19 protein-coding genes are annotated in these 18,138 nt (G+C 69.4%); 9 read left to right on the top strand and 10 right to left on the bottom strand.

Going from position 1 to position 18,138, the window contains the following annotated elements:
• Positions 1-180: 180 nt before the first annotated feature.
• Positions 181-1,089 (bottom strand): PHB depolymerase family esterase, encoded by a 909-nt coding sequence (locus D7Y04_RS08555; RefSeq protein WP_120593830.1) that lies wholly within the window; start codon positions 1,087-1,089, stop codon positions 181-183.
• A 206-nt stretch (positions 1,090-1,295) separates the two neighbouring features.
• Positions 1,296-2,165, bottom strand: coding sequence for a transcriptional regulator GcvA (gcvA, locus tag D7Y04_RS08550; RefSeq protein WP_121758890.1), 870 nt, complete (start codon positions 2,163-2,165; stop codon positions 1,296-1,298).
• A 127-nt stretch (positions 2,166-2,292) separates the two neighbouring features.
• On the opposite strand from gcvA, the gene D7Y04_RS08545 reads away from it, so the two are divergent.
• Both D7Y04_RS08545 and D7Y04_RS08540 read left to right on the top strand, forming a co-directional pair.
• Positions 2,293-2,898 carry a LysE family translocator gene (locus tag D7Y04_RS08545; RefSeq protein ID WP_121758889.1) on the top strand — a complete coding sequence of 202 codons (606 nt, stop codon included), beginning with the start codon at positions 2,293-2,295 and terminating at the stop codon, positions 2,896-2,898.
• Between the two features lie 102 nt (positions 2,899-3,000).
• Entirely contained in the window at positions 3,001-4,971 is a 1,971-nt protein-coding gene (locus tag D7Y04_RS08540) for a PAS domain S-box protein (protein WP_121758888.1), read from the top strand.
• Here D7Y04_RS08540 and D7Y04_RS08535 read toward each other — a convergent pair.
• Positions 4,957-5,913, bottom strand: a complete 957-nt coding sequence (locus D7Y04_RS08535) for an alpha/beta fold hydrolase (protein ID WP_121759318.1) — start codon at positions 5,911-5,913, stop codon at positions 4,957-4,959. The two genes, D7Y04_RS08540 and D7Y04_RS08535, sit on opposite strands and share 15 nt — an antisense overlap.
• 244 nt (positions 5,914-6,157) lie before the next feature.
• On the opposite strand from D7Y04_RS08535, the gene D7Y04_RS08530 reads away from it, so the two are divergent.
• Positions 6,158-7,135, top strand: a complete 978-nt coding sequence (locus D7Y04_RS08530; protein WP_121758887.1) for a lytic transglycosylase domain-containing protein — start codon at positions 6,158-6,160, stop codon at positions 7,133-7,135.
• Positions 7,136-7,270: 135 nt separating this feature from the next.
• Here the strand turns inward: D7Y04_RS08530 and D7Y04_RS08525 are convergent, their stop codons facing one another.
• Both D7Y04_RS08525 and D7Y04_RS08520 read right to left on the bottom strand, forming a co-directional pair.
• Complete coding sequence (locus D7Y04_RS08525; RefSeq protein WP_120593825.1) at positions 7,271-7,768, bottom strand: hypothetical protein; 498 nt, start codon at positions 7,766-7,768, stop codon at positions 7,271-7,273.
• A 21-nt stretch (positions 7,769-7,789) separates the two neighbouring features.
• Positions 7,790-8,470, bottom strand: a complete 681-nt coding sequence (locus D7Y04_RS08520) for a hypothetical protein (RefSeq protein WP_233601310.1) — start codon at positions 8,468-8,470, stop codon at positions 7,790-7,792.
• 351 nt (positions 8,471-8,821) lie between these two features.
• On the opposite strand from D7Y04_RS08520, the gene D7Y04_RS08515 reads away from it, so the two are divergent.
• Both D7Y04_RS08515 and D7Y04_RS08510 read left to right on the top strand, forming a co-directional pair.
• On the top strand, positions 8,822-9,133 hold the full coding sequence (locus tag D7Y04_RS08515; protein ID WP_120593824.1) for a hypothetical protein: 312 nt from the start codon (positions 8,822-8,824) through the stop codon (positions 9,131-9,133).
• On the top strand, positions 9,130-10,050 hold the full coding sequence (locus D7Y04_RS08510) for a hypothetical protein (RefSeq protein ID WP_121758886.1): 921 nt from the start codon (positions 9,130-9,132) through the stop codon (positions 10,048-10,050). The genes D7Y04_RS08515 and D7Y04_RS08510 overlap by 4 nt, the downstream gene beginning before the upstream one ends.
• On the opposite strand, the gene D7Y04_RS08505 is transcribed toward D7Y04_RS08510, so the two are convergent.
• The 3 genes from D7Y04_RS08505 to D7Y04_RS43995 are packed head-to-tail and all read right to left on the bottom strand — an operon-like array spanning position 9,975 to position 11,940.
• Positions 9,975-10,958, bottom strand: a complete 984-nt coding sequence (locus tag D7Y04_RS08505; protein WP_121758885.1) for an HTTM domain-containing protein — start codon at positions 10,956-10,958, stop codon at positions 9,975-9,977. The two genes, D7Y04_RS08510 and D7Y04_RS08505, sit on opposite strands and share 76 nt — an antisense overlap.
• Positions 10,955-11,503 (bottom strand): hypothetical protein, encoded by a 549-nt coding sequence (locus D7Y04_RS08500; RefSeq protein WP_147477060.1) that lies wholly within the window; start codon positions 11,501-11,503, stop codon positions 10,955-10,957. Before D7Y04_RS08500 ends, D7Y04_RS08505 begins: the two co-directional genes overlap by 4 nt.
• A gap of 2 nt (positions 11,504-11,505) precedes the next feature.
• Positions 11,506-11,940 carry a hypothetical protein gene (locus D7Y04_RS43995; RefSeq protein WP_147477059.1) on the bottom strand — a complete coding sequence of 145 codons (435 nt, stop codon included), beginning with the start codon at positions 11,938-11,940 and terminating at the stop codon, positions 11,506-11,508.
• Positions 11,941-12,096: 156 nt separating this feature from the next.
• On the opposite strand from D7Y04_RS43995, the gene D7Y04_RS08490 reads away from it, so the two are divergent.
• Both D7Y04_RS08490 and D7Y04_RS08485 read left to right on the top strand, forming a co-directional pair.
• Positions 12,097-12,585: a DUF962 domain-containing protein gene (locus D7Y04_RS08490; protein WP_121758884.1), complete on the top strand. Its 489-nt coding sequence runs from the start codon at positions 12,097-12,099 to the stop codon at positions 12,583-12,585.
• A 4-nt stretch (positions 12,586-12,589) separates the two neighbouring features.
• Positions 12,590-13,705, top strand: a complete 1,116-nt coding sequence (locus D7Y04_RS08485; protein ID WP_121758883.1) for a hypothetical protein — start codon at positions 12,590-12,592, stop codon at positions 13,703-13,705.
• On the opposite strand, the gene D7Y04_RS08480 is transcribed toward D7Y04_RS08485, so the two are convergent.
• A complete protein-coding gene (locus D7Y04_RS08480; RefSeq protein WP_121758882.1) occupies positions 13,680-15,773 on the bottom strand; it encodes a WD40 repeat domain-containing protein in 2,094 nt (697 codons plus the stop codon). The genes D7Y04_RS08485 and D7Y04_RS08480 overlap by 26 nt on opposite strands.
• A gap of 91 nt (positions 15,774-15,864) precedes the next feature.
• On the opposite strand from D7Y04_RS08480, the gene D7Y04_RS08475 reads away from it, so the two are divergent.
• Positions 15,865-16,332 carry a transcription elongation factor gene (locus D7Y04_RS08475; protein WP_121758881.1) on the top strand — a complete coding sequence of 156 codons (468 nt, stop codon included), beginning with the start codon at positions 15,865-15,867 and terminating at the stop codon, positions 16,330-16,332.
• 56 nt (positions 16,333-16,388) lie between these two features.
• Entirely contained in the window at positions 16,389-16,712 is a 324-nt protein-coding gene (locus tag D7Y04_RS08470) for a DUF3175 domain-containing protein (protein WP_120593815.1), read from the top strand.
• An 11-nt stretch (positions 16,713-16,723) separates the two neighbouring features.
• Here the strand turns inward: D7Y04_RS08470 and D7Y04_RS08465 are convergent, their stop codons facing one another.
• The gene (locus D7Y04_RS08465; protein ID WP_121758880.1) at positions 16,724-18,067 is read right to left on the bottom strand and encodes an erythromycin esterase family protein; all 1,344 of its coding nucleotides are present in this window, start codon (positions 18,065-18,067) and stop codon (positions 16,724-16,726) included.
• Between the last annotated feature and the right edge of the window lie 71 nt (positions 18,068-18,138).

Raw genomic sequence — 18,138 nt, 5'->3', positions numbered from 1 at the left:
TTTGAGAGGCGTCTGCAATCGGGTGCGCATTCACCCGTAGGGCAAGCGCCCCCCTGCCCCGACACCGGGAGCCCTCCGCCTGCTCCCGTCCCTCCTGAGGCTGTCACTCCTCCTGGCCACGCGCTCCCATCGCGTGCGACAACAGCGCCCCCGGTAACTCGCGGCCGCGATCCAGAACCACTAGCGGTGCTGGGCGAGGAGCCAATCCCAGAACGCATAGTTGTCGTACTGCTGCGTCCAGCAGTCGTGCACGCCGCCAGGCAGCACGGTGAGGCGCGCGATGTCGTTCCCGGTGGCCACCACGCCAGGCTGCAACGTCCACACGGGGCTGCTGGTGCCCGGGAACAGGTACGTCACCTTCTGGGCCGGTGCGGTCACCTGGACCGGCTGGAACAGGCCGTAGTTCTTCGTCACGCCCGTCAGCCAGGAGGTCTCCGCCGACAGGGAGCTGCCGTCCGCGAACGAGTGCACCGCCCACACCGGCACGTTCTTCAGCTGGGTGATGGTGGGCCCCGGCGCACCGATGTTGGTGGCCATGGGCGCCAGCGCGGCCAGACGGCTCCCGTACGTGTACGCGTACTGCCAGGCGCCGTAGCCACCGAAGCTGATACCCGTCAGGTAGATGCGCGTCGTGTCCACGCGGTAGTTCGCCACGATGAAGCTGATGAACGCGTCGATCGCCGCCGGCTGCCAGTTCGTCTGCGCGCGCGGCGTGAAGACCATCACCTGGTTCTGTCCGAAGTACGCCTTGCCCTGAGCCGTCTTGTGGATGTTCTTCAGCGCCCCATGGCGCGTCACGAACTCCAGCAGGTGCGCCTCCGTCGGAGACGTGCCGAACTCGCCAGCACCGTTCAGGTGGATGATGACCGGATAGGACGTGGTGGACGTCAGGTAGCCCGGGGGCAGGTATTCACCGTAGCCATAGCCCGCGCCCGTGCTCGCGGGCAACCGGGCCACGACCTGGTCCTCCGTGGTGATGGTCAGCCCCGCTTCATGCGTTCCCCATGTTTCCGCCTCCCCCGGTTCGAAACTCCCGCCGCAGGCGACGGCTCCCAACGCGACAACCAGCGCAATCCATTGCATCCGCATGGTGTTTTCTCCGGGTCTGGGTTTGACGCACGGGCACTCTGCGATTGCAGATAAAAATAGAAAAGCCTCGATTACACGAATAATCACATTTCACGGCGAATGCACACCGCCGCCACAGGATTCCGATTGAATGGCAATACACATGGGCTCCGTGGAGGTACACCTCGCCACGTCCGCCCACGGTTCGCTCCACGCATGAGGCGCGGTCAGCTCCGGGCTTCTTCGAGCACCCAGGCCTTGAACGCCGCCACGTCCCGCCGGCCCGTCAGGGGACGCGGGTGCACGAGCCAGTAGCTGAAGTCGTTGGGGAGGACCGCCTTGAAGGGTTGGACCAGCCGGCCCGCCTTCAGATCATCCGCCGCGAGCATCAACCGCCCCAGCGCCACGCCATCCCCGAGCCGGGCCGCCTGGAGCGCCAATCCGGCGTCGTTGAACACCGGGCCCCGGTCCGCGTCCACGCCTGACACTCCAGCGGCATCCAACCAGCGCCTCCAGCCATCCTTGGGCGAGTCGTGGAGCAGCCGGACCTTGCCCAGGTCCCCAGGCGCGCGGAGCCGCTTCGCCAGCGCCGGGGTGCACACGGGCGCGAGCCTTTCGGACGCGAGCTGCTCCGCCTTGAGCCCCGTCCACCGGCCCAGCCCGGAGCGGATGCCCACGTCGAAGCGGTCGTCGAGGAAGTCCCAGAGCGCCTCGGAGCTGTTCACGTGCAGCTCGATGTCCGGATGCTGCTTCCGGAAGCGCTCCAGGCGCGGCAACAACCAGCACGATGCGAACGATGGCAGCACCGTGAGCCGCAGCGGTCCCTGCTCGCGCGCGTACAGCCGCGTGGTCGCCTCGGACATGCGCTCGAACACGGGCGTCAGCTCGCGCAGGTACTCGGCGCCCCTCGCCGTCAGCGTCAGCGCGTGGCCCCGGCGCTCGAACAGGGAGACACCGAGCCAGTCCTCCAGCTGCCGCACCTGATGGCTGATGGCGGCCTGGGTGACCCGCAGCTCCGTGGCGGCGCGGGTGAAGCTCAGGTGTCGCGCTCCTGCCTCGAAGGCACGGAGGGCACCCAGCGGTGGAATGCGGCGCATGCTCGATGAGCCCCTTTTATCGAGCGCGCGAGGATAGCTCGCTGGGTCGGCGCTCCGAAGTGGAGTCTGTCTGTCCCCCGCGGTGACAAGGCGCGATGGACGCGCCGCGCCCGCGAGGTGCCCCGTCATGATTTCCGCCGAGGTGTGGGTGTTGTTCCTGGGCTACACGGTGCCCATGGTGGTGAGCCCCGGGCCGGGCAACACGGTGCTCGCCACCGCCGGAGGCCGCTTCGGCGTCCGGGGCACGCTGCCCTTCTGGATGGGCTTCGAGGCGGCCAACGTCGCGCTGTGCCTCCTCTACGGCATCGGCCTGGGGCGGGCGCTGCAAGGGCTGCCCGCGCTGCACCAGGTCCTGCGCTGGGGCAGCGTCGTGTACCTGCTCTACCTCGCGTGGGGCTTCTTCCGCGCCTCGGCCACCTCCGGGGAGGCGAGCGACGTAAGAACGCGCCTGGGGTTCGGGGAGGGGCTGCTCGCGGTCGCGCTCAACCCGAAGATCCACTCGATGATCCTGGTGATGTTCTCCCAGTTCCTCGACCCCGCCCGGGGGATGTTCTCCCAGACGGCGCAGCTCACCGCGGCCTTCCTCGTCGTCTGCCTGGCGTGCCACTTCCCGTGGATCTACGGCGGAAAGCTCATCCTGGGACGCTTCCACTCCGAACGTGCCCTGCGCCTCCAGGGCTGGACCTTCGGCGCCTGCATGATCGCCGTCGCGGCCTGGGTGGCCTTCGCCTGACACCAGCGCTCCGGCCGGGGCCCGGCGCGTCCGCTCCCTGTGCCGCGGGGAACGGTGTCTCACAGCTCGCGTGTTTCACGACCTGGAGGAACCGTGGCACGCATGGAGTGCACGCACGCAGGCCAGAACACGGATGTGCTCTTCCGCTTCCTGGTCCAGAGCGCGAAGGACCGCGCCATCTTCGGCATCGACCTGCAAGGGCACATCATCAGCTGGAACCCGGGCGCCGAGCACATCAAGGGCTGGCGCGCCGAGGAGGTCCTGGGCCAGCACTTCCGCATGCTCTTCCCCGAGGACTACCGCCAGCAGGGGCGTCCAGAAACGGAGCTGAAGGAGGCCTTCGAAACGGGGCACTACCAGGGCGAGGAGCCCCGGCAGCGCAAGGACGGGAGCCTCTTCATCGCGGAGATAGACCTGTGGCTCTTGCGCGATGACGTGGGCCAGCCCTGCGGGTTCGTGAAGGTCACGCAGGACATCACCGAGCGCAAGCTGGCGGAGGAGGCGCTGCGGCAGAGCGAGGCGCGGCTGAGCGCCATCCTCGCCTCGCTGGCCGAGGGCGTCACCCTGCACGACGAACAGGGGACCATCCGCTTCGCCAACGCCGCCGCGGAACAGAAGCTGGGCCTGTCCGCCAACCACCTGCAGGGCCGCACCCCCTTCGACCCGCGTTGGGAGGCCATCCGGGAGGACGGCAGCCCGTACCCCGGCGAGGAGCATCCGCACATGCGTGCGCTTCGCACGGGAGAGAGTGTGACCGGCGACGTGGTTGGCATCCACCAGACGGGAGGCAGCCGCATCTGGCTGTCGGTCAATGCCCGGCCCCTCCGCACGCCCGATGGCCGCGTCGTGGGCGCGGTCAGCTCCTTCTTCGACATCACCGCGCGCAAGCAGGCGGAGGAGGAACGCGCGGCGCTGCTTGCCCGGGAACGGTCGACACATGCCGAAGCGGAAGCGGAGCGCCACAAGCTCTACGCCATCTTCGAACAGGCTCCGGTGGGCATCGCCATCTACCGCGGCCCCCACCACGTCATCCAATTCGCCAACCCCGTCCAGTGCCGCTTCTGGGAGCGACGGTGCGAGGAGTTGCTCGACAGGCCCTTGATCGAAGTGCTGCCCGAGGAGGTGGGGCCATCCATCATCGAGAAGGCCTGCGACCCTGTCTTCCAGAAGGGAGAGCCCCAGGTCTTCACGGAGGAGCGCTTCGAGTTCACCCGCCCGGCCACGGGCGAGCGGGTGGAGCACTACTTCAACTTCACGCACGTGCCCATGCGCGACCTGGAGGGCACCGTCGAGGGGTTCATGGGAGTGGCCTGGGACGCCACGGACGCGGTGAGGTCGCACCAGCGCGCGGCAGTCCTGGCCCAGCAACTCCAGGACCGCGTCGACTTCGAGCAGCAGCTCATCGGCATCGTCAGCCATGACCTGCGCACCCCGCTCAACGCCATCCACCTGACGGTGGGCGCCATGGCCCGCCGCGACGAGCTCGACGCGCGCACCGCCCAATCCGTGCTGCGCATCCAGTCCGCCGTGCACCGCGCGGTGCGGCTCGTGGGAGACCTGCTCGACTTCACCCAGGCCCGGCTGGGCACGGGCATCCCCATCGCGCCCCGAGCGGCCGACCTGAACCAGGTGACCCGGCAGGTCCTGGATCAGGTGGATGCGGCGCACCCCGGCCGCACCCTGCGCGTGCAGGAGCGGGGCGACGCGACGGGAGTGTGGGACTCCGAGCGGATTGCCCAGGTGGTGCAGAACCTGGTCACCAACGCCATCAAGTACAGCCCCGAAGCCAGCCCGGTGCAGGTGACGACCCGGGGCGAGGACGGATGGGTGTGCCTGTCCGTCCACAACCAGGGCACGCCCATCCCCCCGGAGAAGCTGCCCTGCATCTTCGAACCCCTCCAGCGCGCGACGTCGGAGGTGGACTCCACCGGCCGCAGCGTGGGCCTGGGGCTCTACATCGTGAAGCAGCTGGTGGACGCCCACGGCGGCACCGTCGACGTCACCTCCACCCCCAAGGAAGGCACCACGTTCACCGTGCGCCTGCCCCGGCATGGGGACTCAGGCAGGCAGTGACTTCAGGAACGCCAGCAGGGCGGCGTTCACCTCCGCGGGGCGCTCCTGTTGGATCCAGTGGCCCGCGCCTGGGATGACGAGCACGTCCTGGAGCCGCGGCACCAGGGCCTTCATGGGTTCCAGCGGAGCGAAGGCGCGGCCCGGGTCCTTCTCTCCGGTGATGAACAGGGCGGGCTGCGGGATGAGGGCCGTCGCCAGCTCGGGCAACTCCGCCCAGTCGCGGTCCATGTTGCGGTAGCGATTGAGCCCGCCACGAAAGCCGCTGTGTTCCAGCTCCTTCGCGAGGTGCGCGAGGTCCGCCTCCGTGAGCCACGCGGGCAGGGGCTCAGGCACCTGGAGGCCGGTGAGGAAGCCGTCACCCTGGCGGCGCGACTTCACGGCCTCGGCCTGCGTGTCGAAGCCGGGAGTGCCGCCCAAGGTGATGCGGAGCGTCCTCGGGATGTCCGCTTCGAGCTCCGCCTCGGCGATGCCCGGCTCCTGGAAGTAGAGGATGTAGAACCACTTGTCCCCGAACACGTGCCGGAAGAGCTGGGTCGGCGGCATGGGCGTGCGGCCCATGTGCGGCACGCTCATGCCCACGACGGCGCGGAAGCGGTCCGGGTGCAGCGCGGCGCAATTCCACGCCATCGCCGAGCCCCAGTCGTGGCCCACCACCACCGCGGTCTTCTCGCCCAGCGCATCGAGCAGGCCCACGAAGTCCGCCACCAACTGCTTCATGCTGTAGGCCTCGATGGGTTCGGGCCGGTCGCTCTGGCCGTAGCCGCGAACGTCAGGCGCGACCGCGTGGTAGCCGGCGTCCGCGAGCGCCCGGAGCTGGTGGCGCCACGAGTACGCGGACTCCGGCCAGCCATGGAGGAGCAGGACCAGCGGGCCCTGGCCGGCCTCGGCGAGGTGCAGGTGGATGCCATTCGTCCGGACGGTGCGGTGGGTGATGTCGGCCATGGGAGCGTTCTGCACGACGCGCGGCCCCCTGTCATTCGAAGGGTGACGGCGGGTTCGGATGATGACGGAGGCCATCGGGCCGGTGACCGGAGTCACCAGGCACGGGCCCCAGCGCCCCTTCGCGTTGCCCGTGAAATCCATGGGTTGAGCGCGTCCGCCCCCTCCCTGGGGACTGGCACACCGGCTGCTATGGGGTCCTGCATCGCTTCAACCGAAACCCCAACCCCTTTCGAGGTCCCCCACCATGGCCATCTCGCCCCTCCGCAGCACCTCTGCGTCCGTGTCCCGCCTGCCGGTGCAGGACGCCGCCTCCCCCCGCCTCGCGGGTCGTCCGGGTGGCGTGGATGGGTTCTCCTCCAGCCAGAAGCCGGGCTCGCCGGGGCTCGCGGCGTTCCAGAAGGACGGCTTCGACATCGGCTCTGGCAAGGGCGCGGAGCTGGGCAAGCTGCTGCAGGACACGCTGACAGTGCTGTCCTCCGTCGTGCAGTTGGTGGCACAGGCGGCGGGCGGCGCGCAGGGGCTCCAGGGCCTGACGGGTGCGCAGGGTGCGCAGGGCGCCTCGGGCGGGAAGTGCGGCACGGGTTCGCAGTCCTTCTCCGACAGCAGCTTCACGCCGCAGGACACGTCGCGTCCTCCCGTGGCGCTCAACGGCAACACCGGCGTCGTGGGCCCGTCGGCTTCCCAGTCGCAGGCGTCCAACGGCAACACCGGCGTGGTGGGGCCCACGACTTCGTCCTCGGGCGGCTCGAAGCTGGGCGGCAACCTGCCCGCGGGGCTGGAGAAGTTCCGCGGCGCCATCGAGTCCGCCGCCGCCAAGACGGGCATGCCGGCGGAGATGCTGGCCGCGCAAATCTGGCAGGAGTCGCGCGGCAACCTGGACGCCGTCACCACCAACGGCGGCAATGGCCTGACGGACACCGGCCTGATGCAGGTCAACCCCAACACCTACGGGGAGCTGCAGGCGAAGCACCCGGAGCTCCAGGGCAAGAACCTCTCCGACCCGGAGACCAACATCCTGGCGGGCGCCTTCTACATGAAGGACATGAAGGAGCAGTTCGGCAGCGATGAGCTGGCCCTGCGCGCCTACAACTCCGGCCCCAACGGCGTGGACAAGAGCAACCCGGACGCCATCCCCGCCGGCACCGGCGACGCCACCTACGTGCAGAAGGTGAAGTCCTTCATGAACACGCTGGCCACCGGCCAGGGCTCGCTGCCCGCGTAGCGCGCCACCCGCGACGGAAGGATTGCATCCTCCGGGGGACAGGGGCGAAAGCGACGCCTCAAGCTGGAGGTGGACAAGGACGGCGGGACGCGGACCGTCGGCATGACGCCCGCGTCGACCGCTCCTTGAGCCACGTCAGCGCGTGGCGGGAGCCCCGCCACCCTGGCTGTAGCTGTCGCAGAGCGCCATGTACTCGTCGCTGTCCATGGCGAGCGCGGAGACCCGCATCTTCTTCACGCGGGGCTTCGCGAGCGTGGTCTTGATCTGCACCATCTTCATGACCGGCAGGCCCATGTAGGACTGGTCGAGGTAGACGTTCTCCTCCATGTCCCCCCAGGCGATGAGCACGCCATCCGGGAAGCGGATGCCGTCCCTCCCAATGAGCAGCACCGGGCTGTCCAGCTTCCCCAGCCCGCGGATGCAGTTGAAGAGCATCCAGGCCGAGGCCAGGGTGATCAACGCGACGGCGATCCAGATGTTGCTCACCGGGAGCGCACGCACGGTGAGCACGCCGAAGAGGCCCGTGGCGACAATCCAGATGACCACGCCCGCGATGAGCTTGCCCCGCGAGTAGTAGATGGCGCGCGGCTTTTCCGCCTGCTTCTTGGACTGGGGGGAGCGGTAGATTTCCATGTCGGGATGCCTGTGAGTGCGTCAGCCGGCCAGCCGGCCTGACAGATAGGCCAGCAGGACTGGCGCGTTGATGACCTTCGCTTCGTCGAACTTGCGAGCCTTGCCCTGGGCGACGATGACCAGCTCGCGGGACGCGTAGCCCTGGTCCACCTCGTCCTGGAGGCGGATGCTCTCGATGTCGTCCCAGCGCCAGAGCTTTCCCCGGTGGATGAGCCCCATGTCGCCCAGCACGAGCGGTCCGAAGCGGACCGGCTTCCCGGCGGAGACCTGATGGTTCACACGCTCCAGGAGGCGCGATACGACCTGCTCCAGCACCGCCTCGTGCAGGGCGTCCGGGTCGCTCCACAGGTCCAGCCGCAGCCGCAGCGTTCCGCCCGAGTGGCGCAGGATGACCCGGTCGTCCGCGTGCTGTTCGATGATCTCCCGCACGTCCCGCCAGCGGATCCGCGTGCCGTCGGCGCGCAGGCCCTCGTCGTCCACCGTCAGGGTGTGCGGCGCCAGCAGCCACGCGAAGAGGTCGCGGGCCCGCCAGCCCAGGACCCAGATGCAGCAGGGGATGCCCAGGAGGAGCAGGTAGAAGCCGAACCCGCTCCGGAGCACGTCCTGGACCATCTGATGCGGAAGCAGGGGCACGCCCAGGGGGTCCAGGAGCGCCGCCGCCTCCACGTAGAGCAAAGCCAGGCCCGCCAGGAACCAATACACTGAGTGAGTTGGAAGGATCTTATGGTGCGAGTGCTTCAGTGCTGCCTCCAGACGGGCCTGGGTGACACGTCTATAAACAATCAATCCTGTCTCCGCGACGTGTTTTGCCCCTCGGGCGTACGTTCTCGCGGCCTGGGAAAAACACCCTCGCGTGCTGAGACAGACTTGTCTGGCCTTGCCTGGAATCTCCCCTATTCAAAGACAGCACAGTCCCGGGGGTTCGCGACGGGCACAGTGGCCCGGGCGCAATCGCAGACACCGGCGGTTTCCACCCGCGCCCATCGTCCACCGCCGAGGCGCCGGACCGAGCCCGGATTCACAAGCGGCGCGGCGAGGCTAGAGTCGCGGTCCATGCACGTCCTGCAACGCGGTCAGGCCCCCCAGAAGCCCCTCCTGCTGCGCCCCCTGTTCGGCGGGGTGCAGCGCATCGGCATGCGGTCGGAGACCACCACCACGCTTCGCGACGCGGGCCGCAGCAAGCCCGGGCCCGTGATGCCGGGGGTGCAGATGGTGATGGCCGTGGAGGTCTTGCGCGTGCTCCCGGATGGCAGCGCGCGCTACCGCTTCACGCTGGAGGAGGTGGACCTGCTCGTCGCCGCGCGCACGCCCGTGCGCACCGAAGGTGCTCAAGGCTTCCCGGAGCTGACCTCCGCGACACCATGACCCTGCCGCGTTACGACTACGTTTCGCAGCTCGCCATCGTCGGCAACGCGCGGCTGCGAGGACGCGACCTGCGGGCGCAGGTGATTGATGATCCTGGAGGCGCGGCCCTCGTGCGGGGGCCCGACACCTTCGAGGGCTTCGCGCTGCCGGACGGGGGCTTCGAGCCGTCCTTCTACGCCTGGTTGGACGGGATGAAGGCGCGGGGGCTCGTCGCGCTGCGGGTGCTCACGGACAGCGACCCCGAGGATTGGATCCTCACCACGCCCCCGCCTCCCCTGCCCCGGTTGCCGGACTTCGTCCTCGTCTTCGGGGACCGGGAGACCGGGTACGCGTACCGCTACGAGAGCGGCCCCATGGGCACGAGGGAGTGCTTCGTGCCGGTGGACATCCCCCGGCGGGTGGCCGTTCCGACCGTGGACGCGGCGGAGCGCGAGCTGCTGGAGGCGACGCGCGGCTACGTGCGGTTCCTGGAGGGCAAGGTCCGGCACGACGATTCAACCGCCGTCTTCTACGAGAAGATGGGGCGCGAAGTCCTGGAGCAGCTCACGGCCACCGAGCCGCGCTTCCAGGAACTGCTCGCCGAGCGGCGCAAGGCGCAACTGCATCAGCTGCGCAAGGACTACAAGCCCCGGTCCGGCTACACGAAGGCGATGCGCCCGGGCATTCTGGAGCAGGCGGACCGGGTCCAGCGGATGTCGGACTTCGCGCGCGTCATGGAAGAGGCGGGGCTGTCCTGGCGGACGCAGCGGCTGGCGCTGGTTTCAAAAGGGCTCTACCCGCTCAACATGCGCCACGAGCGCACGTCGGAGGACACGCTTCCGGACTACGTGCACCACCCCGGCTACATCGAGGTGGGCTCGCGGTTGGCGAAGGCCGCCTGTGAGGGAAGCAACGCGGCGCTGAACGCCTCCGCTTGAGCCTCCGCCTCGTTCTCCACGGGGGCCTCCGAAGCCAGCCACGTCCAGGCGAAGGCGGCCAGGTTGAAGGCCATCATCGTCAGGGAGAAGAGCCACAGCCGCAGGCCCACGGCGATGCCCGCGTGCAAGAGCAGCGTGGTCACCAGCCAGTGCCGCCGCAGCCGGGGCACCCAGATCATCCCCGCGTAGCCCACCTCGATGAGCAGCGTGCCCCAGCAAGCCACCTTCGCCAGCAGCGGGTACGCCGCGAGCCAGGAGAAGTCGAACGCCTGGAACTGCGGCTGCATCAGCGCGCGCCAGATGGCCTCGCCGTTCCACCACTGCACGCCCTGCGCCTTGGCCAGGCCGGTGTCCAGGTAGATGAAGCACAGGTGGACCTGGAGCGTGCGCAGCGCCACGCGGGCCGCGGACGACGGGCCGGTGGAGACGCGGCCGGCTCGCGCATCCAGGGACCAGCGCCCCGCGGACGGCATGAACACCAGATAGAAGAAGAGCACGTGGAGGATGGTGTCCACGCCGTAGAGCGACAGGTACGCGTTCGCGGACGTCAGGCCATGCGTGAACCAGGCGAGCACCGCGAAGGCGCGCGTGCGGTAGCCCACGAGCAGGCCCGCCAGCCCCACCGCGTAGAGGACGAACACGGCGTACATCGTGGCCATCGTGCTGATGCCCAGGGGTGCCAGGAGCCGCCCCAGCCACCCCAGGCTGGGCGCCCAGTCGCCCGCGCCCACATCGGTGATGACCCACTGGACGAGGCCGAAGTTGCCATACAGCTCCGGCAGGTGCGGCCAGAGGATGGCGAGCTGCGTGAGGGAGATGGCCGCGACGGCGATGCGCAGGAAGGCCAGTCCGTCGGAGGAAGCAGGCTCCAACCAGAAGCGCCGCACGTGGGTCAGGAGACGGTTCATGGCGAGGCCTCGGACTTCGGAGCGTCAAGGCGGCCGAAGGTCCCGGTGTAGTGGATGGCCCATTCCGGCCGCTTCCCGGCGGCCCAGGCCTCCATGGAAGGAAGCTGGTAGGACTGGGTGACGACGGTGACCTGGGATGCCTCCGGATGGACGCCCAGCATCACCGCCGCCCAGGACTGCGCCAGCACGTCCTGCGTCTTGCGGTTGGCGCGCAGACCGGAGGCGACGATGCAGCGGTAGCGGCGCGCCACCTCCACCTCATCGGAGGTCAGGGGTTCGAACAGCGAGCTTCCGTCGCTCTGTTCGACGAAGAAGCCGGTCCTCGAGTCGCTGGCCACCGCGGGCGCGAAGAAGCGGTAGTCGCTGATGACGCCGGACAGGCTCTGGTAGGTCCGGACGCCTCGGTCGAACGCGCCGTCCGAGTCCGCATGGGCCAGGCGCGTCCAGAGGAACGCGCCCACCGCGGCCAGATGCACTACGGCGACGCACGCCCAGAGGGCCGCCTGGCGTTCATCCCCCTCGGGCCGCGATGGGACGGTGCTCATGGCTACCTGAGGAACTGGTAGGAGGCGGGGGTGACGTCCGCGAGGACGGCGTCGATGGCCAGGGCCACGCGCCTCGACTTCTCACCCGAGGCCATCCCGGCCTCGGTGTTCGGATCCATCACCAGGCCCATGATGTTCGACTGCTCATCGAGGGCGACGTGCTGGACGCTCGCCATGCGCCGCACATAGGCGAGGGGCAGCGTGCCGTAGAGGCGCGACCCGTTGACCCCGCCCCGGGGCGAGAACGTGGGCAGCCGGATGTAGAACGTGTCCGTCGGCACCTGACGGATCTGCGCGACGATGGCGTCCACGTCCGCCTGCGTGAAGTCATGGGTCGGCGTGCGCGCGGACACGGACGCGAAGCTGATGGCGCTGGAGAGCGCCAGGCCCACCGTGGCGATGACAGCCACCTTGTTTCGAGACAGGAGTTGTTTCATCGGGGAGGTACCTTCGGGGTGTGGGCAGCAGCGGAAATGCGGCTGCTCCTCAGGTACGTCCCGGTGAAACATTATTCTTGCGCCCCGGGGTGCGCGGCGACCGCGCCCCTCCACGGGTGAGGCAACCGGGGCGCGGATGGCCTACGGTGGAGGTCCATGAGCTTCGCCGACAAGATGCGCGTCTGGATGCCCCTGCACGAGAACGGCGTCAGCCGCGCCGTGCACTTCGTGGGGGCCTATCTCTTCACGTTCGCCCTGCTGGTGCCGTTGTGCTGGGTGCGCATCCCCGGCACGCCCGTCACCGCCGCGCATCTGCTGGTGGCCGCGGTCACCGTGTACGCCATGACGCTGGAGTGGACCGCCGGCCTGCTGATGGCCCTGCCGCTGGTGCCCACGCTGCTCGCCGCGGAAGCGGTGGCGGGGCTTCCCACGGGAACGGCCGCGGGCATCGCGGTGGGCGTGATGGTGTTCCGCTTCGCGATGGTGGTGGGCGCACACGTCGTCTTCGAGAAGAAGACCCACGGCCTGTCCCTGGGCGGCCCGCAGCTCTTCTTCATCGAGCCCGTGTACCTGCTCACCCTGGTGCTCTTCTCGCTGGGCCTCAAGCAGGACCTGCGCGCGCGCGTGGCGGCCTCCAGCACCTGACGTCATGGAAGGCCCCGGCATCCTCGTCCGGTATCCCGCCGCGCGGTGGGGACTGCTCACGCTGCTGTCACTCCTCGTGCTCTCCGCCGTCCCCCTGTCCGGGGTGACGTCACGGGGGACGATGAAAGAGGGCTACACGGACCACGTGCGCCATCCGTACGTGGTCTGGGTGGGACTGCATCGCGGGCTCCAGGCGCTCTACACCGCGCCGCTGGGCGAGCTTCGTGAAGGCGTCCCGTACCGACAGGCCATCGACCAGTGGCTGGAGGTGCCTTACGTCTATCCGCCCGGCGCGCTGGTGCTCTTCCTGCCCCTGGCGCTCGTGGGCGAGTGGATGCCCATGTCGCCCCAGGCCTTCGGGCAGGTGTGCCTGCTGTACCTGCTGGCCTTCGCGCATGTGGCGCTCTACGCGGCGCTGCGGCTCCTGGATGGGCTTCCGGCGGGTGGCCGTTGGGCGGTGGGGGGCCTCTGCTGGTTGGTGCTGATGCGGCTGGCGCTTTATGGCCAGTACGACGGCGCGTGGCTCGTGTGCGGGGTGCTGGCGCTGGCGGCGCTCGCGAAGGACCGGCCGGTGGTCGCGTTGCGCTGGCTGGCGCTCGCGGCGCTGTTGCACTACCGGGCGCTCGTCCTCGTCGCCGTGGGTGTGGTGGCGCTGTGGCGCGTGGTGCATGGGCGGCCGGTGCGTCAGTGGCCGTGGGGCACGCTGCTCGGGGTGTCGGCGGCGGGGGTCCTCTGCGTGCGCACGTTCCTGTGGATGGCGCCGCTGGCCGCGCAAACGGATGCGGCGACACCTTCCATCCTGGGTGAGCCCGGCACCGTGGCCCTGGTGATGGGCTTGAGCGCGGCGGTGCTGGCGCTCTCCTGGCGCGGGTCGGACGGGCTGGTGACCGCGTCGGTGGGGTTGGGCGTGTTGCTCGCGGTCATCGACACGCGCCACTGGTGGCATGCGTCCGCGCTGCTGCTGGTGCCTTTGTGCGTGGGCGTGTTGCGCGCTCCTCGCTGGCCCACGGCGGTGCGGCTGGGGCTCGTCGTCTGGGCGGGGGTGCTGGAGATGGCCGTCTGGTACGGAAATCCCCTCTGGTTGTTCCGCGACCTCAATCGCTTCCTGCGGCTGGTGTGACAAGGAGCCGCGCCTTGTCCCAGACGAGCCCATAGCGGCGCAGGAGTTCGTCGATGCCTGCTCCCGCCGGGGATGGATGGGCGACGGAGTCGAACCGGTTCAGTTGGAGCGTCCGGTCGGAGGCCGCGGAGACGAGGAACGCGCCGTCCGGTGAGAAGGCCAGGGCCGCCACGAAGCCCTGCTGGCCCGTGAGCGTCCCCAGCTGTTCGCCGGCGTGCAGCCCCCAGACCTTCACCCCTGCCTCCACGCCTGACGAAGCCAGGAAGCGGCCATCCGGTGACACGGCCAGGGCGAGCACGCCCACGGTCTTCGCGTCCATCGTCTTCAACAGTCGGCCCTCCATCACGTCCCAGACGCGGAGGGGCTGCCGCATTCCCGCCGTCACCAGGTGGGGTTCGGACGGCGTGAAGACCACGGCGCGCACGGGCTCGCCCATGTCGAGCCGCAAGAGGGGCTGACGCCGCTCCACGTCCCAGGTCCGCACCGTCTTGTCCGCACTGCCCGACGCGAGCCTGCGCCCCGTGCTGTCGAAGGCCAGGGTCCACACCTTGCCGGTGTGTCCCTGGAGCAGCCCCACGGGCCTGCTGTCGGCCACGGACCAGAGTTGGATGTCTGGATCGCCTGCCACCGCGAGGAGCGCCCCATCCGGGCTGAAGGCCACCGCGCGCACGGAGCCGTTCGCCGCTGGCAACTCCAGCAGCATCCGCCCCGAACGCGCATCCAGCACGAGCACCCTCCCCTTCAGCGTTCCCACCGCGATGCGCTCGCGGTCCGGGCTCACCGCCAGGGACACCGCGGACTCTGTTCCTCCCACTTCCGGATGGAGTTCCCTTCCCTCCGCGATGCGCCACCGCCGCCAGCCATCCTCACCGCCTGTCATCAACTCGCGGTCCTGGGAGAACGCGAGCGCCTCCACCCAGACACCGGGTCCACGAAGCAGCACCTGCGCGGGGACCTCCGGCCGGCGCCACACGTCGAGGACGCCGTCCATCCCGCCCGAAGCAAACGTGCGCCCGTCCGGTGACAAGGCCACGCTCATCACGGCGGCATGATGCGCATCCATCCGCTCCAGCAGCGCGCCCCCATGGCCATCGATGAACTGCACGCGCCCGTCCCATCCGCCCTGAAGCAGGAGCTGGAACCCGCCGTCGATGGCGGCCACGGAGACGTCGCCGGAGTTGCGAAACACGTCGGTGAGCTGCCCCGAGCGGGCGTCCCAGAAGCGCACGGCCCGGTCGCCCGCCGCGGTCATGATGCGCTGTCCGTCCGAGGAGAACGCGCCCGCCTCCACCTTCTCCCCGTGGCCCACGAGGCGGAGGAACTCCTTGCGCGACTCCAGGTCCCAGACCCGCGCGCTCCGGTCCGCGCTCGTGGACAGCAGCCGCTTGCCATCCGGAGAGAAGGCGACGGCGATGACGTTGTCGTCGTGCTCGAAGCGCAGCTGTTCGGCGCCTGTCTCGAAGTCCCAGACGCGGACCGCCTTGTCCAGACCACCGGAGGCCAGCCGCCTGCCGTCGGGCGAGAACGCCAGCCCGAGCACGACGTCGGTGTTGCCGGGAATCACCGCGTGCGGCCGGCCCTGGCGCCAATCCCAGACCCGGAGCTCGCCGGGCCTTCCCGCGGAAGCCAGCCAGCGGCCGTCCGGCGAGAAGGCGACGGCGTGGACCTCGGACGTGTGGCCCTTGAGTTCCGCCAGCAGCTCGCCGCGATCCACGTCCCAGAGCCGGACGACGGAGTCGTAATGCCCGGACGCCAGCACGCGGCCGTCCGGCGTGAACGCCAGGGCGAGCACCGAACCCTGGATGCGCTTCGACCAGCGCAGCGTGGAGGCGCGGTCCACCGCCTGGCCCTGTCCCCACTGCGCGGCGAGCGAATCCCGCGAGGCCCGAGCGAGCGCGAACGACGCCGCAGCCACGCTCCACTGCCGGGACTCGGTGGCGGCTTCGCCCCGGGCCTCGTGGATGCGGGCGCGCAGGTCTCGCGCGTTCGCATCGTCCGGCGCGACACCACCGGAGGAGCGGTGCGCCGAACAGGAAGCAAGCAACAGCGCGAGGCACCACCACCGCATGGGGCTCCCTCCGGACACGGGACACGGCTTGCCTGGGCGCGGAGCGTCCGCACCTTTGGGCCAGGGACCGTAACCCGAATGGGAGGAAGCCATGCCCGACAAGGCGACCGTTGAACGAGCGAAGAAGGACCTGCGCGAAGGCAAGAGCGCCAGCACCGCGGCGGGTGAGTTCGTGCATGAGGAACTGGAGCACATCCGCGAAGGCGCGCACGGCGCACGCTCTTCGAAGCAAGCCATCGCGATTGGCCTGTCGAAGGCGCGACGCGCGGGCGTACCGCTGAAACCTCCCACGAAGGAGCAGGCCTCCGCGCGCACACGGCGCTCGGCGAAGCAGGACCTGGAAGTGGGTCAGCAGGAGCGCAAGCCTCGGGCACCGTCGCAGAAGCGGAGCAAGGCCACGCAGGGTGCGCTCAAGCGGGAGGGCCGTCAGGCGGCTTCCAAGCAGGCCCTGTCCGCCCAGGCGAAGAGCGCCTCACGCAAGCGCACGACCACCGCCCGTAAGGCATCCGCTCGCAAGGCGGCGGCTACCCGTAAGGCGACCAGCCGGCCCCGGAGTTAACCGCGATGCCCGGCACGACAAAGAAGCCACATGGCCCCGCCCCTTCCCGCAAGCGCATGGCAACCGCCTCTCGCGGCACGGCGAAGCGACCCGCGGCGAAGCGGCGCTACTGGTCCCGCGAGGTGACGGAGCACAGCGATGCGATGACTCTGGAGGAACAGGTCTTCAAGCGCTCACCGAAGGAGATCGCCCGCTCGGTGAAACGCTCCGCCGAGCAGAGCCACCGGCGCAAGGCGTCGCCGTTCCAGTCAGCCATGTCGATGCTTTCGTTCTACGGCAACCGCGCGGGCCGGAACCTCCCTGCATCCCGCAGACGGGCGCTCCAGGAGGCCAAGGAGGAGCTGCGCAAGTTGTATCACCGCCCCTCCAAGGCCCCCTGAGCCCGTGGCGGCTACAGGCCCGTCGGATAGGTCTCCGGTGCTTCACCGCGCTCCCATCCGGCGGTGCGCTCCAGCGGTTCGAGCGCACGCGTCTCATCGATGTGCAGCATCGCGTCGAACTGCTCCGGCAACCGCGTGTGGAAGTAGTGGCTCCTGCGCTCCGTTTCGGGCCGGTAGATGACGCCGATGGCCCGTTGCAGGCGCCGCTCGCGGAGTGCTCCGGCGGCCTCTCCCAGTTCGCGGAGGTCCAGCAGGAAGCCAGGCAGGCCGACCTGATGGAAGAGGGACTCGCAGCTGCCCGCAAGCCCGTGGCGGACCTGCTTGCGCTCGGCGGTCCCACTCCAGTTGGTGGCCGCGGTGACGGTGCCCCGGTACGTGCTGAAGCCGATGAGCCTCGTCACTCGCGGGTGCCGCTGGCGCGTCAGCTGTCCCAGGTTCACCTCGCCCGCCTCCCCCATCTCCGTCGCGCGCGCATCACCGACGTGCGAGTTGTGGGCCCAGACCACGACGCGCGCGGCCCCCAGCCGCCGCCTCAGGAAGCCCATCAGCGAATCCAGCGTGTCCGCCATGTGCGTGTCGCGCAGGTTCCAGGACGAGATGCGCCCATGGAACATGGACCGGTAGTACTCCTCCGCGTTCTGGACGACCCGGGCGTTCTGCTCCGCTTCGAACTGCGCGTCCTCCGCGATGAATCCGTCCCGGCGCAGCAGGGCCTCGCGCTCCCGTTGCAGCTCACGGAGCTGGTCGATGACCTGCCGCTCGCAATCCGGAGACAGGCCCAGCGACGTCGCGTGGCCGTAGTCCTTCGGGTCCTCGCCGAAGTGTTCGAAGCACGCGTAGCGGTTCCGGGCGCGCTTCGCGGCCTCCGGATCCGCCCGGTCCAGGTACTTCAGCACCGCGCCCATGGAGGCGTGGAGGCTGTAGAGGTCCAGCCCGTAGAACCCGACCTTCTCCCGCGCGGAGTGGCGGTCGTTGTGCGTCCGCAGCCAGCCCGCGAAGTCCAGCACGTCCGCGTTGCGCCACATCCATGCGGGGAACCGTTGGAAGTCGGAGAGCGACTCCACCGCGTCCGCGTCGTGGCCCATGGCCCGCACGTAGCGGTTGATCCGGTACGCATCCGGCCAGTCCGCCTCCACCGCGACGGCGTTGAAGCCCTTCTCCTCGATGAGCCTCCGCGTCAGGAGCGCGCGCAGCCGGTAGAACTCATGCGTGCCGTGGGTCGCTTCGCCAATCAGCACGCACGTCGCGTTCCCCACCAGGTCCATCAGGGGCCCGAAGTCCTCCCGCGTCCCCTGGAGCGGCCTCACGGACTCCGCGAGCGCTCGCACCAGCAGTCCGTCGTCTCGGTGCGCCATGGTGTCTCCTCCCCTTGTCTTCAAGGGTTGGGACGCACACGCCCCGAAGGAAGACGGCGGGCGGTCAGGCA

This window comes from Corallococcus sp. AB038B, from assembly GCF_003668955.1.
Taxonomy (GTDB): domain Bacteria; phylum Myxococcota; class Myxococcia; order Myxococcales; family Myxococcaceae; genus Corallococcus; species Corallococcus exiguus.
The sequence above is the reverse complement of the archived record's forward strand: the minus strand, read 5'-3'. Positions and strand labels throughout refer to the sequence as shown.

Bases quoted from the DNA above. Each gene is read 5' to 3' on its own strand.
- D7Y04_RS08555 (WP_120593830.1), bottom strand. From the start codon at position 1,089: ATGCGGATGCAATGGATTGCGCTGGTTGTCGCGTTGGGAGCCGTCGCC.
- gcvA (WP_121758890.1), bottom strand. From the start codon at position 2,165: ATGCGCCGCATTCCACCGCTGGGTGCCCTCCGTGCCTTCGAGGCAGGA.
- D7Y04_RS08545 (WP_121758889.1), top strand. From the start codon at position 2,293: ATGATTTCCGCCGAGGTGTGGGTGTTGTTCCTGGGCTACACGGTGCCC.
- D7Y04_RS08540 (WP_121758888.1), top strand. From the start codon at position 3,001: ATGGAGTGCACGCACGCAGGCCAGAACACGGATGTGCTCTTCCGCTTC.
- D7Y04_RS08535 (WP_121759318.1), bottom strand. From the start codon at position 5,913: ATGGCCGACATCACCCACCGCACCGTCCGGACGAATGGCATCCACCTG.
- D7Y04_RS08530 (WP_121758887.1), top strand. From the start codon at position 6,158: ATGGCCATCTCGCCCCTCCGCAGCACCTCTGCGTCCGTGTCCCGCCTG.
- D7Y04_RS08525 (WP_120593825.1), bottom strand. From the start codon at position 7,768: ATGGAAATCTACCGCTCCCCCCAGTCCAAGAAGCAGGCGGAAAAGCCG.
- D7Y04_RS08515 (WP_120593824.1), top strand. From the start codon at position 8,822: ATGCACGTCCTGCAACGCGGTCAGGCCCCCCAGAAGCCCCTCCTGCTG.
- D7Y04_RS08510 (WP_121758886.1), top strand. From the start codon at position 9,130: ATGACCCTGCCGCGTTACGACTACGTTTCGCAGCTCGCCATCGTCGGC.
- D7Y04_RS08505 (WP_121758885.1), bottom strand. From the start codon at position 10,958: ATGAACCGTCTCCTGACCCACGTGCGGCGCTTCTGGTTGGAGCCTGCT.
- D7Y04_RS08500 (WP_147477060.1), bottom strand. From the start codon at position 11,503: ATGAGCACCGTCCCATCGCGGCCCGAGGGGGATGAACGCCAGGCGGCC.
- D7Y04_RS43995 (WP_147477059.1), bottom strand. From the start codon at position 11,940: ATGAAACAACTCCTGTCTCGAAACAAGGTGGCTGTCATCGCCACGGTG.
- D7Y04_RS08490 (WP_121758884.1), top strand. From the start codon at position 12,097: ATGAGCTTCGCCGACAAGATGCGCGTCTGGATGCCCCTGCACGAGAAC.
- D7Y04_RS08485 (WP_121758883.1), top strand. From the start codon at position 12,590: ATGGAAGGCCCCGGCATCCTCGTCCGGTATCCCGCCGCGCGGTGGGGA.
- D7Y04_RS08480 (WP_121758882.1), bottom strand. From the start codon at position 15,773: ATGCGGTGGTGGTGCCTCGCGCTGTTGCTTGCTTCCTGTTCGGCGCAC.
- D7Y04_RS08475 (WP_121758881.1), top strand. From the start codon at position 15,865: ATGCCCGACAAGGCGACCGTTGAACGAGCGAAGAAGGACCTGCGCGAA.
- D7Y04_RS08470 (WP_120593815.1), top strand. From the start codon at position 16,389: ATGGCAACCGCCTCTCGCGGCACGGCGAAGCGACCCGCGGCGAAGCGG.
- D7Y04_RS08465 (WP_121758880.1), bottom strand. From the start codon at position 18,067: ATGGCGCACCGAGACGACGGACTGCTGGTGCGAGCGCTCGCGGAGTCC.